The sequence below is a fragment of the Methylonatrum kenyense genome (assembly GCF_023195885.1).
GTDB lineage: Bacteria > Pseudomonadota > Gammaproteobacteria > Nitrococcales > Aquisalimonadaceae > Methylonatrum > Methylonatrum kenyense.
Map to the genome: position 1 here is coordinate 95,251 of NZ_JALPKO010000004.1, position 15,096 is coordinate 110,346.

General features: G+C 64.6%; 14 protein-coding genes. All 14 read left to right on the forward strand.

Annotated elements, in window-relative coordinates; translation table 11 throughout:
• The first annotated feature begins 40 nt into the window (after positions 1-40).
• Entirely contained in the window at positions 41-1,105 is a 1,065-nt protein-coding gene (gene mtnA, locus M0534_RS06445) for an S-methyl-5-thioribose-1-phosphate isomerase (RefSeq protein ID WP_248567599.1), read from the forward strand.
• Positions 1,095-1,433 carry a DUF3301 domain-containing protein gene (locus tag M0534_RS06450; RefSeq protein WP_248567600.1) on the forward strand — a complete coding sequence of 113 codons (339 nt, stop codon included), beginning with the start codon at positions 1,095-1,097 and terminating at the stop codon, positions 1,431-1,433. Before mtnA ends, M0534_RS06450 begins: the two co-directional genes overlap by 11 nt.
• A gap of 174 nt (positions 1,434-1,607) precedes the next feature.
• Complete coding sequence (locus M0534_RS06455) at positions 1,608-2,090, forward strand: peptidylprolyl isomerase (RefSeq protein WP_428348511.1); 483 nt, start codon at positions 1,608-1,610, stop codon at positions 2,088-2,090.
• 248 nt (positions 2,091-2,338) lie between these two features.
• Positions 2,339-4,909, forward strand: coding sequence for a DNA gyrase subunit A (gene gyrA / locus M0534_RS06460; protein WP_248567601.1), 2,571 nt, complete (start codon positions 2,339-2,341; stop codon positions 4,907-4,909).
• Between the two features lie 81 nt (positions 4,910-4,990).
• Complete coding sequence (serC, locus tag M0534_RS06465; RefSeq protein ID WP_248567602.1) at positions 4,991-6,067, forward strand: 3-phosphoserine/phosphohydroxythreonine transaminase; 1,077 nt, start codon at positions 4,991-4,993, stop codon at positions 6,065-6,067.
• A gap of 17 nt (positions 6,068-6,084) precedes the next feature.
• Positions 6,085-7,254: a phosphoglycerate dehydrogenase gene (locus M0534_RS06470; protein WP_248567603.1), complete on the forward strand. Its 1,170-nt coding sequence runs from the start codon at positions 6,085-6,087 to the stop codon at positions 7,252-7,254.
• A 56-nt stretch (positions 7,255-7,310) separates the two neighbouring features.
• Entirely contained in the window at positions 7,311-8,396 is a 1,086-nt protein-coding gene (gene pheA, locus M0534_RS06475) for a prephenate dehydratase (protein WP_248567763.1), read from the forward strand.
• 14 nt (positions 8,397-8,410) lie between these two features.
• Positions 8,411-9,541 carry a histidinol-phosphate transaminase gene (gene hisC / locus M0534_RS06480; RefSeq protein WP_248567604.1) on the forward strand — a complete coding sequence of 377 codons (1,131 nt, stop codon included), beginning with the start codon at positions 8,411-8,413 and terminating at the stop codon, positions 9,539-9,541.
• Complete coding sequence (locus M0534_RS06485; protein WP_248567605.1) at positions 9,538-10,425, forward strand: prephenate dehydrogenase; 888 nt, start codon at positions 9,538-9,540, stop codon at positions 10,423-10,425. The genes hisC and M0534_RS06485 overlap by 4 nt, the downstream gene beginning before the upstream one ends.
• Positions 10,426-10,464: 39 nt before the next feature.
• Positions 10,465-11,778 (forward strand): 3-phosphoshikimate 1-carboxyvinyltransferase, encoded by a 1,314-nt coding sequence (gene aroA / locus M0534_RS06490; RefSeq protein WP_282571328.1) that lies wholly within the window; start codon positions 10,465-10,467, stop codon positions 11,776-11,778.
• The gene (gene cmk, locus M0534_RS06495) at positions 11,778-12,482 is read left to right on the forward strand and encodes a (d)CMP kinase (protein WP_248567607.1); all 705 of its coding nucleotides are present in this window, start codon (positions 11,778-11,780) and stop codon (positions 12,480-12,482) included. The genes aroA and cmk overlap by 1 nt, the downstream gene beginning before the upstream one ends.
• Positions 12,483-12,611: 129 nt before the next feature.
• Positions 12,612-14,291: a 30S ribosomal protein S1 gene (gene rpsA, locus M0534_RS06500; protein ID WP_248567608.1), complete on the forward strand. Its 1,680-nt coding sequence runs from the start codon at positions 12,612-12,614 to the stop codon at positions 14,289-14,291.
• A gap of 120 nt (positions 14,292-14,411) precedes the next feature.
• On the forward strand, positions 14,412-14,693 hold the full coding sequence (locus M0534_RS06505; RefSeq protein WP_248567609.1) for an integration host factor subunit beta: 282 nt from the start codon (positions 14,412-14,414) through the stop codon (positions 14,691-14,693).
• Positions 14,694-14,802: 109 nt separating this feature from the next.
• Positions 14,803-15,096, forward strand: coding sequence for a LapA family protein (locus M0534_RS06510; RefSeq protein ID WP_248567610.1), 294 nt, complete (start codon positions 14,803-14,805; stop codon positions 15,094-15,096).

Genomic DNA, 15,096 nt, shown 5'->3' on the forward strand with positions numbered 1-15,096 from the left:
CAACAATACGAGCCCGCCACGAGTGCAGACTGGAGTGTGCATGCCGGAATTCGACCAGGTCAGACCCCTGCGCTGGCAGGGCGACAGGCTTGAACTGCTGGACCAACGCCTGTTGCCCGAGCGCGAGCACTGGATCTGCTGTCGGGATCACCGGGCGGTGGCTCAGGCCATCCACGACATGGTGGTGCGTGGCGCGCCGGCCATCGGCGTCACCGCGGCCTATGGTGTCGTGCTGGCGGCCATGGAGCAGCCGGAACCGGAGTCTTTGCGCACCGGGCTGCTGCAGCCGGCGCTGGATCTGCTGGCCGCGGCGCGTCCGACGGCGGTCAACCTGCACTGGGCGGTGACACGCATGCGGGACTGCCTGGAAGGCGGCGGCAACTCGGTTGACCGCCTGCTGCAGGAAGCGGATCTGATCCATGACGAGGATCTTGCCGCGAACCGGCGCATGGGCGAGTTGGGTGCCGCCCTACTGGAACCAGGGACGCGGGTGCTGACCCATTGCAACACGGGCTCACTGGCCACCTCCGGATTCGGCACCGCCCTGGGCGTGATCCGGGAAGCCTGGCGTCAGCAGCGCATCAGCGAGATTTACGCGGGCGAGACCCGCCCCTGGTTGCAGGGTGCGCGGCTCACCGCCTGGGAATTGGGTCGCGATGGTCTGCCGGTGACCCTGGTGGCAGACGGCGCTACAGCATTGCTGATGTCCAGCGGCCTGGTGGACTGGGTCATTGTGGGTGCCGACCGGATTGCGGCGAACGGCGACGTGGCCAACAAGGTGGGAACCTACAGCCTGGCGCTGCATGCCCGTTCCCACGGTGCCCGCTTCATGGTGGTGGCGCCGGCCTCGACGGTGGACATGACGCTGGCCGATGGTGGAGCGATTCCGATAGAACACCGTGATGGCGATGAACTGCTGAGCATCGGCGGTCAGCGAATCGCCGCCGCCGGGGCGAGAGCCTGGAACCCGGTGTTCGATGTGACGCCGGCGCGGCTCGTGGATGCGCTGGTCACCGAGCGTGGCGTGTTGGATCAGCCCGATGCGGCGGCCATGGACACGCTGTTTGGCCAGGTGGTGGCGGGGCGGGACGAGCATGGTGATTGATAACTCAATCGTGATAGGCGCCCTGCTGCTTGGGCTGGCGGCGCTGGTCTGGCGCTCGTCAATGGCGGCGCTTGAACGCGCCCGGGAGGCGGGCAAACGGGCCTGCCGCCAGGCCGGAGTCCAGTTCCTGGACGATACCGTGGTGCTGCGCGGTATCCGGTTGCAGCGATCACCCGGTGGCGTTCCCGCCTTCGAGCGCCGGTATCGCTTCGAATTCGCGACCCGGGGAGATCGCCGTTACCGGGGCACCGTGACGGTGTTTCCACGGCGGCCGACCCGGGTTGAAATGGAAGCCTACGAACCCCTGGGTGCGGAACGTGTCGATTGACAAAATGCTGTCGTCAGGGCGCGGTTGGCCCTGCGGCGGCGTGGCGGAGACGAGCACAGGGGTGACTTGATGCAGTGGTTAACTGGAACCGGAAGCCGGCTTGCAGCCGTTTTTTTCATGCTGACGCTGGCAGCGGGGTCGCTGGCCGGAGAAACGACGGAAGAGGACGTGCCGATGGTGGTATTCGAGACGAATTTCGGCGATATCACGCTGGAGCTGAAGCCCGACGAGGCGCCGGTGACGGTGGAGAATTTCCTGCAGTACGTGGACGACGGATTCTACGACGGCACGATATTCCATCGCGTTGTCCCGGGGTTCGTCATCCAGGGTGGTGGCTTCGACCAGGACATGAAGCAGAAGGAGACCCGTGAGCCGATCAGGAACGAAGCGGACAATGGGCTCAAGAATACCCGTGGCAGCCTGTCCATGGCGCGCACCCAGCAGGTTGACAGCGCCACCTCACAGTTCTTCATCAATCTCAATGACAACGCCTTCCTCGACCATGGCGGCCGCGACTTCGGTTACGCGGTATTTGCCCATGTGGTCAATGGCATGGACGTGGTCGACCGGATTGCCGAGGTCAGCACCGGCAATCATGGCATGCACCAGGATGTGCCGCAGGAACCGGTGATCATCGAGCGGGCCAGGCGCCAGTAATCGAGGCCCACGCTGATTGATCGCGCGCCGGCGCCGGAATTCGCATTCGGCCCGGGTGCGATCGCGCGTATTGGTCAGTGTTTTTCCTTGCTGTCTCCGTGCCCGCTGGACGGCGCACGGAGGCTACTCAATAGCCGGACCGCCCGGGCCCGGCTGTGCTATCCTCCCGGACTTTTCCAGGCAGCGCCACGTGCAAACCGCGAAGACGGTTCTGCGTGCTGTGATCACTCGCTATTCGGGAACGCTTGATGGCAAACGTCGCGAAAGAAATCCTTCCGGTCAATCTCGAAGACGAAATGCGGCAGTCCTACCTGGATTATGCGATGAGCGTAATCGTGGGGCGGGCGTTGCCGGACGTGCGCGACGGCCTCAAGCCGGTCCACCGGCGCGTGTTGCACGCCATGCGCGAGCTGGGCAACGACTGGAATCGACCGTACAAGAAATCGGCGCGTGTGGTGGGTGACGTCATCGGTAAGTACCATCCACATGGCGACTCTGCGGTCTACGACACCATTGTCCGGATGGCGCAGCCATTCTCGCTGCGCTACATGCTGGTGGACGGCCAGGGCAACTTTGGCTCCGTGGATGGCGATGCCCCGGCTGCCATGCGTTATACCGAGGTACGCATGGCCAAGATTGCGGCCGAGCTGCTGGCGGATATCGACAAGGAGACCGTTGATTTCGTCGATAACTACGACGGCTCCGAATCCGAGCCGTCCGTGCTGCCGACCAGGATCCCGAACCTCCTGGTCAACGGCGGCTCCGGCATCGCCGTCGGCATGGCGACCAATATCCCGCCGCACAACCTGGGCGAGGTCATTGACGCCTGCATTGCGCTGATCGACGACGACGGCCTGGGCATCGACGACCTGATCGAGCTGGTGCCCGGCCCGGATCTCCCCACCGCCGGCATCATCAATGGCACGACCGGCATTCACGAGGCCTACCGCACCGGGCGTGGCCGCCTGCTGATGCGTGCCCGCAGCCATATCGAGGATGACGAGCGCAGCGGCAAGCAGCGCATCGTCGTCACCGAGTTGCCGTACCAGGTGAACAAGGCCCGGTTGCTGGAGAAGATCGCCGAGCTGGTCAAGGAAAAGCGGATCGATGGCATCACCGAGCTGCGCGACGAGTCCGACAAGGACGGCATGCGCATGGTGGTCGAGCTGCGCCGCGGCGAAGTCGCCGAGGTGGTGCTCAATAACCTGTTCCAGCATACCCAGCTGCAGACCGTGTTCGGCATCAACATGGTGGCGCTGGTGGACGGCCAGCCGCGGCTGCTGAACCTGCGCCAGGTGCTGGATGCTTTCATCCGTCACCGCCGCGAGGTGGTTACCCGGCGCACCGTTTACGAGCTGCGCAAGGCGCGCGAACGTGCCCATGTGCTGGAAGGCCTGGCGGTCGCACTGGCCAACATCGACCCGGTCATCGAGCTGATCAAGGCCTCGCCGGGCCCGGCAGAGGCCAAGGCCGCACTGGTCGGACGTGCCTGGCAGCCGGGCGCCGTCGCCGACATGCTGGAGCGCGCCGGTTCCGATGCCTCGCGGTTGCAGGGGCTTGATCCGGCGCTGGGTCTGGTCGATGGCATGTATCACCTCAGCGAGGCGCAGGCCCAGGCCATACTCGACCTGCGACTGCACCGCCTGACCGGTCTGGAACAGGACAAGATCCTGGGCGAGTTCCGCGAACTGCTGGACCGGATCGTCGACCTGATCGATATCCTGGACAGCACCGAGCGGCTGATGCAGGTCATCCGCGACGAACTGATCCGCATCCGGGAACAGTTCGCCGACGCGCGGCGTTCCGAGATCGTGCAGGACCAGATCGACCTGACCATGGAAGATCTGATCACACCGCAGGATGTGGTGGTGACGCTGTCGCATCACGGCTATGCCAAGTACCAGCCACTGGACACCTACCAGGCCCAGCGCCGTGGTGGCCGTGGCAAGAGCGCCACCAGCATGAAGGACGAGGACTTCGTGGATCAGCTCTGGGTGGCCAACACCCACGACACGCTGCTCTGCTTCTCCAGCAACGGCAAGTGTTACTGGCTGAAGGTCTACAACCTGCCGCAGGGCAGTCGCGCCGCCCGTGGCAAACCGATCGTCAACCTGCTGCCGCTGGAAGACGACGAACGGATCAATGCGGTCCTGCCTGTGCGCGAGTTCGACGACGAGCACTTCGTGTTCATGGCGACCCGCGCCGGCACCGTGAAGAAGACCCCGCTATCGCATTTCTCGCGCCCGCGCAGCAACGGCATCATCGCTGTCGACCTGCGGGGCGAGGATTACCTGGTCAATGTCGGCATCACCGATGGCCAGCGTGACGTGATGCTGGTCAGCGATGCAGGCAAGGCGATCCGCTTCAGTGAATCCGACGTGCGGCCAATGGGGCGGGTCGCCGCCGGTGTCCGCGGCATGCGGCTGGATGCCGGGCAGTCCGTGATTGCGCTGCTGATCCTGGGGCAGGGTGATGTCCTGACCGCCACCGAGCACGGTTACGGCAAGCGCACGCCGCTGGATGATTACCCTTTGCGTGGTCGGGGCGGCATGGGCGTGATTGCAATCCGTACCGGCGGTCGCAACGGCGACGTAGTCGGTGCGGTCCAGGTCCAGGAGTGTGACGAGGTGATGCTGATCACCCGTGGCGGCACGCTGATCCGTACGCCGGTCGAGGGCATCTCCAGCATGAGTCGTGCAACCCAGGGTGTGAAGCTCATTGCGCTGGATGACAAGGAACCCCTGGTGGGCCTGCAACGGCTGGAGCAGCTTGACGATGACTCCGATGACGACGAGACGTCGCCATCGGAGCCGGATTGAGGCCGACCGACCGGGCCTGATCATCGGCCCGGTTGGAAGCTCAAACGCGAACCCTTTCGTTTGATTCCGGGAGTGCAAGGCATGGCACGTGTTTTCAATTTCAGTGCGGGTCCGGCGGCGTTGCCGGAGCCGGTATTGCAGCGCGCCGCGGAAGAGATGCTCGACTGGCGCGGCTGCGGCATGTCGGTGATGGAGATGAGCCATCGCGGCAAGCAGTTCGTGGAGATCGCGGGGCGCGCCGAGCAGACCCTGCGTGAGCTGCTGCAGGTGCCGGACAACTATCGGGTGTTGTTCCTGCAGGGTGGCGCCAGCGGCATGTTTGCCGCGGCGCCGATGAACCTGCTGCGGGGGGCCTCGCGCGCCGACTATGTCAATACCGGTGCCTGGTCCAAGAAGGCGATCGCCGAGGCCAGGAAGTACTGCGAGGTCAACGTGGCGGCGGCCAGCCGGGACGGTGAACTGCGCATCCCGCCGCAGGCCGATTGGCAGCTGTCGGGTGATGCCGCCTACCTGCATTACACGCCCAACGAGACCATCAGCGGTGTCGAGTTTCACTGGGTGCCGGAGGCGGACGCACCGCTGGTGGTGGACATGTCCTCGACCATCCTGTCACGCCCGGTCAATGTCGCCGACTACGGCATGATCTACGCCGGCGCGCAGAAGAATATCGGCCCGGCAGGCATTACCGTGGTCATCGTGCGTGACGATCTGATCGGCGATGTCCTGCCCGGGACCCCCGCCGTCTGGGATTTCAAGGCGCAGGCCGAGGCCGATTCCATGCTCAACACCCCACCCACCTACGCGTGGTATGTCGCCGGTCTGGTGTTTGAATGGATCCGCGACAATGGCGGATTGCAGGCCATGGGTGAGCGCAACCGGCGCAAGGCGGAGACCCTGTATCAGGCCATTGATGGCTCCGACTTCTACCGCAACCCGGTGGATCCGGCCTGCCGGTCGTGGATGAACGTGCCGTTCATCCTGGCCGATTCCGGGCTGGACAAGACCTTCCTTGCCGAGGCGGCGGAGCAGGGCCTGCAGACCCTTTCCGGCCATCGTTCGGTGGGCGGCATGCGGGCCTCGATCTACAACGCGATGCCGCAGGAAGGCGTCGATGCGCTGGTGGCCTTCATGCAGGAGTTCGAGCGCCGCCACGGTTGATTGTCATGGAGACCCCGATGTTCAAGATACTGACCCTGAACAACATTTCGGCCAAGGGCCTGGACCGTTTGCCGCGCGATCAATACGAGGTGGCATCCGAGATCGGGCATCCCGACGCGATCATGCTGCGCTCCCACAAGATGCACGGCATGAGCCTGCCGGAGACGGTGTTGGCAATCGGCCGGGCCGGCGCGGGGGTCAACAATATCCCGGTCGAGGCCTGCAGCGGGCAGGGAATCGTCGTGTTCAATGCACCGGGTGCCAATGCCAATGCGGTCAAGGAGCTGGTGCTCGCGGGCCTGTTGCTGGGTATGCGCAACCTCGCCCAGGGCTGGGATTTCGCGCGCAAGCTGGACGGCGACGATGCCGAAATCAATCGTCAGGTCGAGGCCGGGAAGAAGCACTTCGTCGGCGGCGAACTGCCGGGCCGGACGCTCGGAGTGATCGGCCTCGGCGCGATCGGCGTCAAGGTCGCGAACGCGGCCCGCGCGCTGGGCATGAACGTGGTCGGTTTCGATCCCGGCATCACGGTCAATCGGGCCTGGGAGCTGGAATCCGGTGTCCGCCAGGCACACAGCATCGAGGAAGTGGTCAGCCGCTCCGACGCGATCAGCCTACATGTGCCGTTTACCGACAGCACCGCCAACACGATCAACGCGGCACGCCTCAAGCTGATGCGCCCCGGCGGCGTGCTGCTGAATTTCTCCCGCGCCGGTATTGTGGATGATGCGGCCGTGATCGAGGCGCTGGATGCCGGGCACCTCAGCGCCTATATCAACGACTTTCCGACCAATCTTACCCGCCGGCACCCGCGCTGCGTGACCCTGCCGCACCTCGGCGCCTCCACCGTCGAGGCCGAGGAGAACTGTGCCGTCATGGTGGCTGACCAGCTGCGGGACTATCTGGAAAACGGCAATATCCGCAACTCGGTGAACTTTCCGGAAATCTCCATGCCGCGCGGCGACAAGGGTGATCGGATTTCGGTGATCAATGCCAATGTGCCGAACATGCTCGGCCAGATTTCCACCACCCTCGCCAACGCCGGTCTGAATATCGACGACATGTATAACAAGTCGCGGGGTGATGTGGCCTACACCCTGGTGGACGTCGAGGGCACGATTGGTGACGCGGTGGTCGCCCGGCTAGCGGCGATGGAGGGCGTGCTGCGGGTCCGCGTGATTCGTTGATGGGTCAGGTCGGTCGCGGCATGATGCCGGGCACGTTGGGGCCGGAGAGCATTAGCATGGTGGACGAGGACAAGCTCAAGCAGGTGCGTGCACGGATCGATGCGCTGGACGGCGAGATCCTGCGGCTGGTCAGCGAACGCGGCAGGCTTGCCGGCGAAGTGGCCCGGATCAAGCGCGAAGCCGGCGAGACCTGCGATTTCTACCGCCCTGAGCGTGAGCAGCAGATCCTGCGACGCATGCTGAAAGAGAATCCCGGGCCGCTGCCCGACGCCGCCATCAGCCGGCTGTATCGCGAAATCATGTCGGCTTGCCTGGCCCTGCAGATGCCGCTGACCGTGGCCTATCTGGGCCCGGAGGGCACCTTTACCCAGGCCGCCGCGCTGACCCAGTTTGGCCATGATGCCCGGCTGCGCCCGGCCAGCTCCATTGATGCCATTTTTCGGGCCGTGGAATCCGGTGAGATGCACTACGGCGTGGTGCCGGTGGAAAACTCCACCGAGGGCGTGGTCAACCACACGCTGGATTGTTTCATGAGCTCGCCGTTGCAGATTGTCGGCGAGGTCGAACTGCGTATTCAGCACAACCTGGTCAGCCGCGAGAGCGAAATCGGCGATGTTCGCTGTGTCTACTCGCATCAGCAGGGGCTGGCCCAGTGCCGCGGCTGGCTGGACAGCCACCTGCCCGGGGTCGAGCGGATCACGGTCAGCAGCACGGCCGAGGCGGCCCGGCTGGCCACCGCCGAGCCCGGCTCGGCGGCGATAGCAAGCAGCGCTGCGGCAGAGATGTACGGGCTCGGCCCGCTGGCCGAGGGCATCGAGGATATCTCGGGCAACACCACCCGGTTTCTGGTCATTGGCCAGCAGTCGCCGCCGCCGACCGGGGATGACAAGACGTCCTTGCTGATATCGCGCAACGACCAGCCCGGTGGCCTGTGCCGGCTACTGGAGCCGCTGGGCCGTCACGGCATCAACATGACCCGGCTGGACGCCAGGCCCTCGCGGCAGGGCGTCTGGGAATACGCCTTTTTTATCGATTTTCTCGGCCATGCTGAGGAATCCCCGGCCCGGGAAGCGCTGCAGGAGATGCGGGAAGAGTCCTCGCTGCTGCGCGTGCTGGGCTCATACCCTCGTGTCGCGCGCTAGGGAGCACCACAAGCATGCTGCACAAGACCATTGATTTTTCGAGCCTTGCGGTGTCCGGAGTCCGCGCCCTGCAGCCCTATCAGCCGGGCAAGCCGGAATCGGCATTGAAGCGGGAATACGGCCTCGACGACGTCATCAAGCTGGCCTCCAACGAGAATCCGATGGGGCCCGGCACCAGGGCCATCGAGGCGGCCGGCGCGGAGTTGCAGGGCGCTCATCGCTACCCGGATGGTGCGGGCTTTGCGTTGCGGCATGCCCTGGCCGAGCGGCACGCGGTCGACCCCATGCAGGTGACGCTGGGCAATGGCTCCAACGACGTGCTGGCGCTGGTCGCCAACGCATTTCTCGAGCCCGGCCGTGAGGCCGTTTTCTCGGCCCATGCCTTCGCCGTATATCCCATTGTCACGCAGGCGGCCGGTGCCAGTGCCGTGGTGGTGCCGGCCAACGCCCCCGATCACGCAATGCCGTTCGGCCACGACCTGGAGGCAATGGCGGCGGCGGTCAGCGAGCGTACCCGGGTGGTCTTCGTTGCCAACCCGAACAATCCCACCGGGACCTGGTTGCAGGCCGATCCGCTGCGCGCCTTTCTGCAGGGCCTGCCGGCCGAGGTGATCGCGGTGGTCGACGAGGCGTATTTCGAGTATGCCGATGACCCGGATTATCCGGATGCGTCGCTCTGGCTACAGGAGTTTCCCAACCTGGTCGTCACCCGGACCTTCTCCAAGGCCCACGGCCTGGCTGCGTTGCGGGTCGGTTACGGGCTGTCACATCCAGCGGTGGCGGACCTGCTCAACCGTGTGCGCCAGCCGTTCAATGTCAGCAGCGTGGCGCAGGCGGCGGCGCTGGCATCGCTGGCGGACCAGGACTATATCGCCCAGTCCGTGGCGCTGAACCGCGAGCAGCGGGACTGGTTGCGGCAGGCCCTGCAATCCATGGGTCTGCAGGTGTTGCCCTCGGCCGGAAACTTCCTGTGTTTCCGGGTCGGTGAGCGGGCCGATGCGATTTACGAAGGACTGCTGCGGCGCGGCGTGATCCTGCGCCCGGTCGCCAACTATGCGCTGCCCGGGTTCCTGCGGGTTACCGTGGGCCTGCCTGCCGAGAACGCCCGCTTTGTCGAGGCCCTGCAGGCGGAGTTGCGGGCTTGAGCAGCGCTGCAGTACCAGTTCGTCGCCTTTGCGTCATCGGTGTTGGCCTGATTGGCGGTTCCCTGGCCCGGGCCCTGCGTCTGGCCGGCCAGGCCGAGGAGGTTGTCGGCTGTGGACGTGGCCTGGCGAACCTGGAACGGGCCCGGGAGCTGGGCGTCATCGATCGTTTCGAGACCGATCCGGGTCGCGCGGTGGTCGGCGCCGACATGGTGCTGCTGGCCGTGCCACTCAGCGCCATGGATCCGGTCATGACCGCCATTGCGCCGACGCTGGAGCCGGATTGCGTGGTCACCGATGGCGGCAGTGCCAAGGCCAGCGTGGTGGAGGCCGCGCGGGCAACGCTCGGGCCGGCCCTGCCGCGTTTCGTCCCCGGTCACCCGATTGCCGGCACCGAGAACAGCGGGGTTGAGGCCTCCTTCCCGGAGCTCTACCGGGGCCGCAAGGTCATTCTCACGCCACTGGAGGAGACGGCGGTCGAGGCGGTGGCCACCGTGAAGAACATGTGGGAGGCCTGTGGCGCCCGCGTCTCCTGCATGAGTGTCGCGCACCACGACGAGGTGCTGGCCGCCACCTCGCACATGCCTCATGTGCTGGCCTTTGCCCTGGTGGATGCGCTGTCGCGCTGGGGTGATCGCGACGAGATTTTCGCCTATGCCGCCGGCGGGTTTCGGGACTTCACGCGGATTGCCTCCAGTGACCCGTTGATGTGGCGTGATATCTGCCTCGCCAACCACGAAGCGGTGGTGGCGGCGCTGGAGCGCTACACCGGGGATCTGACGCGAATGACCGAGGCCGTTCGCCGGCAGGACGGCGAGGCGCTGGAGCGGGCCTTCCGCAATGCGCGGGATGCCCGCGAGCGGTTTCTGGCCATGCTGGAAAGCTGAACCGATGACATCAAAGGAAACGCTGTGACGCAGGCAGTCATGGAAGAACGGAATTTTGTGGTCGATCCTGGCGGTGCGCTGCACGGGCGTTTCCGCGTGCCGGGTGATAAATCCATTTCCCATCGCTCGATTATGCTGGGTTCACTGGCCGAGGGTGAGACCCGGGTCAGTGGTTTCCTGGAGGGTGCGGATGCGCTGGCCACGCTGGCCACGTTTCGTGCCATGGGCGTTGTCATCTCGGGGCCCGATCACGGTCGCCTGCGAATCAGCGGGGTTGGCCTGCATGGCCTGCAGCCACCGGCCGAACCGCTGTACCTGGGCAATTCCGGTACATCGATGCGCCTGTTGTGCGGCCTGCTGGCGGGACAGTCCTTCGATTCCGTGCTGCAAGGTGACGAGTCGCTGTCGCGGCGACCGATGAAGCGCGTGACCGAGCCGCTGGCCGCCATGGGCGCCCGGATCGAAGCCGCCGAGGGCGGCACCGCGCCGTTGACCATCCGCGGCGGCCATCCGCTGACCGGGTTCCGCTACGACATGCCGGTGGCAAGTGCCCAGGTCAAGTCCTGCCTGTTGCTGGCCGGCCTGTTTGCCGAGGGCGAGACCTGGGTGAGGGAGCCGGCGCCGACCCGCGACCACACCGAACGCATGCTTGAGGGCTTCGGTTATCCGGTGCTTCGGGACCAGGGCTGGGTCGGCGTTGCCGGCGGCGGCCGCCTGCGTGCCGGCGATATCGATGTGCCGGCCGATATCTCCTCGGCGGCGTTCTTCATTCTGGGGGCCTGTATCGCCCCGGGTTCCGAAGTGGTGCTGGAGCACGTCGGCATCAATCCGACGCGCACCGGCGTCATCGATATTCTCAACCTGATGGGGGCGGATATCGAACTGCGCCATCGGCGCGAGGTGGGTGGCGAGCCGGTGGCGGACGTCCACGTCCGCTCGGCGCAGTTGCACGGGATCAGGATCCCGGAGCATCTGGTGCCATTGGCGATCGATGAATTCCCGGCAATTTTCGTGGCGGCAGCCTGTGCCAGGGGCACCACGGTGCTGACCGGTGCGGAGGAACTGCGGGTCAAGGAAAGCGACCGGATCGCAGTCATGGCGGAGGGCCTGCGGGCCCTGGGGATCGATGCGCGGCCGACGCCGGATGGCATGGAAATTACCGGCGGCGAGTTGGCCGGCGGCCGGGTGGACAGCCATGGCGATCACCGCATTGCCATGTGCTTCGCGATGGCCGGTTTGCGCTCCGGCGGCCCCATTGAAATTGCCCGCTGTGCCAATGTCGAGACCTCGTTTCCCGGCTTTGCCGACCTGGCCTCGGCGCATGGTCTGGCGATCCGTGCAGAGCCCGTCTGATGATGGACGCCAGTGTTCCGGTTGTTGCCGTTGACGGGCCCGGGGGCTCGGGCAAGGGTACGGTCTGCCGCCTGCTTGCCCGGGAACTGGGGTGGCATCTGCTTGATAGCGGCGCCATCTATCGTGCGACGGCCATTGCCGCAGCCCGACGTGGTATCGATGCCGGTGATGGTGCTGCGCTGGCTCCGCTGGCCGCTGCACTGGACCTGGTGTTCGAGGCGCCACTGGATCCGGCCGACGAATCGCTCGTGCGCCTGGATGGCGTTGATGTCACCGGTGAACTGAGGCAGGAGACCACCGGTGAGCAGGCGTCCAGGCTGGCAGCGATTGCCGAAGTCCGCGAGGCGCTGTTGCAGCGGCAGCGGGATTTCCGACAGCCTCCCGGGTTGGTGGCGGACGGTCGCGACATGGGCACCGTCGTGTTTCCGGATGCGGCAGTCAAGGTGTTCCTGACGGCGAGCGCCGAGGAGCGGGCTCGAAGGCGTCATAAACAGTTGAAGGAACAGGGGGTCAGTGGTAGCCTCACTGCCCTTTTAGAGGAGATCACCGCGCGCGATGCCCGCGATCAGGGGCGTGCGGTGGCTCCGTTGGTTCCGGCCCGGGATGCAGTGGTGATCGATACCACCGGCCTGTCCGTGAACCAGGTTGCGGACAGACTCCGGGAGTTGCTCGAGCGCTCCACAGTCTACGCTGATAAGGATTGATCGGTACCCGGGATTGCCGGTGACCGATTCTCGTGGCGTACCGGCCTGCCGTAGCAGGGCGGTATTGTTGTTTTTTAACCGTCAACCACCGATAGCGGCATCCCGCTGCTGTCCAGGAACTACTGACCCATGAGCGAAAGCTTTGCAGAACTGTTTGAACAGAGCCTGGCCCAGACCGATATGCGTCCCGGCTCCATCGTCATCGGCCATGTCGTCGCCATCCAGGGCGACCACGTGGTGGTCAATGCCGGCCTGAAATCCGAGGCCGTCATCCCCGTCAACGAATTCTACGGGGATTCCGGCGAGCTGGAAGTGGCCGTCGGTGATGACGTTGAAGTGTCTCTCGACGCGGTCGAGGATGGCTTCGGGGAAACCCGGTTGTCCCGCGAAAAGGCCAAGCGTGCGCATGCCTGGAAGTTCCTGGAGAAGGCCTACGAGGCCAGCGAGACTGTCACCGGGATCATCAGTGGCAAGGTCAAGGGCGGTTTCACCGTCGATCTCAAGCACATTCGCGCATTCCTGCCCGGGTCGCTGGTGGATATCCGGCCGGTTCGTGACACCACCTACCTGGAAGGTCGGGATCTCGAGTTCAAGGTCATCAAGCTGGACGAGCGGCGCAACAACGTGGTCGTGTCCCGCCGTGCGGTGGTTGAAGAAGAGTACAGCGCAGAGCGTGAAGCCCTGCTGGAACGCCTGCAGGAAGGTCAGCAGCTCAAGGGCATCGTCAAGAACCTCACCGATTACGGTGCGTTCGTCGACCTGGGCGGTATCGATGGTCTGCTGCACATCACCGACATGGCCTGGCGCCGGGTCAAGCACCCGTCGGAAGTGGTGGAAGTCGGTCAGGAAATCGAAGTCAAGGTTCTCAAGTTCGACCGCGAGCGCAACCGCGTGTCACTCGGCCTGAAGCAGCTGGGCGAGGATCCGTGGGAAAACATTGCCCGCCGTTATCCGGAGAACACCCGCGTCTTCGGCAAGGTCACCAACATCACCGACTACGGCTGCTTCGTGGAGATCGAGGAAGGCGTGGAAGGCTTGGTGCACGTGTCCGAAATGGACTGGACCAACAAGAACGTGAATCCGGCCAAGGTGGTCGCCATCGGCGACGAGGTCGAGGTCATGGTGCTCGATATCGACGAGGAGCGCCGTCGTATCTCGCTGGGCATCAAGCAGTGCCAGTCCAACCCGTGGGAAGAGTTTGGTACCCAGTACAACAAGGGTGACCGGGTCTCCGGTGCGATCAAGTCGATCACCGACTTCGGTATCTTCGTCGGTCTGGACGGCGGTATCGACGGGCTGGTGCATCTCTCCGACCTGTCCTGGGACGATGTCGGTGAAGAGGCCGTGCGCGACTTCAAGAAGGGTGATGAAGTTGAAGCAGTCGTGCTGTCCGTGGATCCGGAGCGTGAGCGTATCTCCCTCGGCATCAAGCAGCTGGAGCAGGATCCGTTCTCCTCGTGGATGGCCGAGCATCCGAAGGGTTCTCTGGTCACCGGCACGGTCAAGGAAGTGGACGCCAAGCTCGCGGTCATCGACCTGGGCGATGGCATCGAAGGCCACATCCGCGCCGCCGACGTGGCCCGGGAGCGGGTCGACGATGTCCGCAGTCACCTGAAGGAAGGTGATTCGGTCGAGGCCAAGTTTGTTGCTGTCGATCGCAAGAACCGCGCGATCAGCCTGTCCATCAAGGCCAAGGACTTCCAGGAGGAGGCCAAGGCCGTGCAGGATTACAGCCGCAGTGGGGCCACCGGCACCACGACGCTCGGCGATCTGCTCAAGGAGCAGATGGACGGCAATCAGAAGGACTGATCTGCCTGACCGTTGCGGTCCGGGCGGCGATGACGACCGCCCGGGCCCGTTTTCATGCCTCGCTCCGGGCCGCGTAAGGGACCGGAGACCCATCGGACATTCTTCGGGACGTTCAGGACGATGACCAAATCCGAGCTGATCGAATTGATCGCGGTGAAGCAGCAGCACCTTGTCTATCGGGACGTCGAACTGGCGGTCAAGACCATTCTCGAGCACATGAGTGAGGCCCTGTCCTCGGGTGAGCGCATCGAGATTCGTGGTTTCGGCAGTTTTTCCCTTCACCACCGACCGCCGCGCATCGGTCGTAATCCGAAGACCGGTGAGCCGGTCGCGCTTCCCGGCAAGCATGTGCCACACTTCAAGCCTGGAAAGCAGCTTCGGCATCGGGTGAACGGGGACTAGGGCAAGCCCCCGATCCCATGTCCCGGCCGCCCGGCAGGCGCCGGGGTCGCCGTCCGATCTCTCGTTGCTGGCTGCACTTCTGCCTCATGTCTGATTCGGGAGTGAACGGATGCGCCGTATTCTCGGTTTGATTGCATTGCTGGTGGTCATTCTGTTTGGCCTGAGTTTCGCCTTGCTCAATGCGCACACCGTCAGCGTTGATTACTACTTCGGCGAACTGTCACTGCCGCTGTCGTTGCTGCTGGTGTTCATGCTGATTATCGGCGCCGCCGTTGGCATTCTTGCCAGTCTGTCGATGGTCCTGTCCCGTGCCAACCAGGCGCGGAAACTCCGGAAACAACTCTTCAATACCGAACGCGAGGTCAACCAGCTGCGCCGTCTGCCGCTGAAAGACAAGCTCTGA

Bases quoted from the DNA above. Each gene is read 5' to 3' on its own strand.
- aroA (WP_282571328.1), top strand. From the start codon at position 10,465: ATGGAAGAACGGAATTTTGTGGTCGATCCTGGCGGTGCGCTGCACGGG.
- rpsA (WP_248567608.1), top strand. From the start codon at position 12,612: ATGAGCGAAAGCTTTGCAGAACTGTTTGAACAGAGCCTGGCCCAGACC.
- gyrA (WP_248567601.1), top strand. From the start codon at position 2,339: ATGGCAAACGTCGCGAAAGAAATCCTTCCGGTCAATCTCGAAGACGAA.
- serC (WP_248567602.1), top strand. From the start codon at position 4,991: ATGGCACGTGTTTTCAATTTCAGTGCGGGTCCGGCGGCGTTGCCGGAG.
- M0534_RS06455 (WP_428348511.1), top strand. From the start codon at position 1,608: ATGGTGGTATTCGAGACGAATTTCGGCGATATCACGCTGGAGCTGAAG.
- M0534_RS06450 (WP_248567600.1), top strand. From the start codon at position 1,095: ATGGTGATTGATAACTCAATCGTGATAGGCGCCCTGCTGCTTGGGCTG.
- pheA (WP_248567763.1), top strand. From the start codon at position 7,311: ATGGTGGACGAGGACAAGCTCAAGCAGGTGCGTGCACGGATCGATGCG.
- cmk (WP_248567607.1), top strand. From the start codon at position 11,778: ATGATGGACGCCAGTGTTCCGGTTGTTGCCGTTGACGGGCCCGGGGGC.
- mtnA (WP_248567599.1), top strand. From the start codon at position 41: ATGCCGGAATTCGACCAGGTCAGACCCCTGCGCTGGCAGGGCGACAGG.
- hisC (WP_248567604.1), top strand. From the start codon at position 8,411: ATGCTGCACAAGACCATTGATTTTTCGAGCCTTGCGGTGTCCGGAGTC.
- M0534_RS06505 (WP_248567609.1), top strand. From the start codon at position 14,412: ATGACCAAATCCGAGCTGATCGAATTGATCGCGGTGAAGCAGCAGCAC.
- M0534_RS06470 (WP_248567603.1), top strand. From the start codon at position 6,085: ATGTTCAAGATACTGACCCTGAACAACATTTCGGCCAAGGGCCTGGAC.
- M0534_RS06510 (WP_248567610.1), top strand. From the start codon at position 14,803: ATGCGCCGTATTCTCGGTTTGATTGCATTGCTGGTGGTCATTCTGTTT.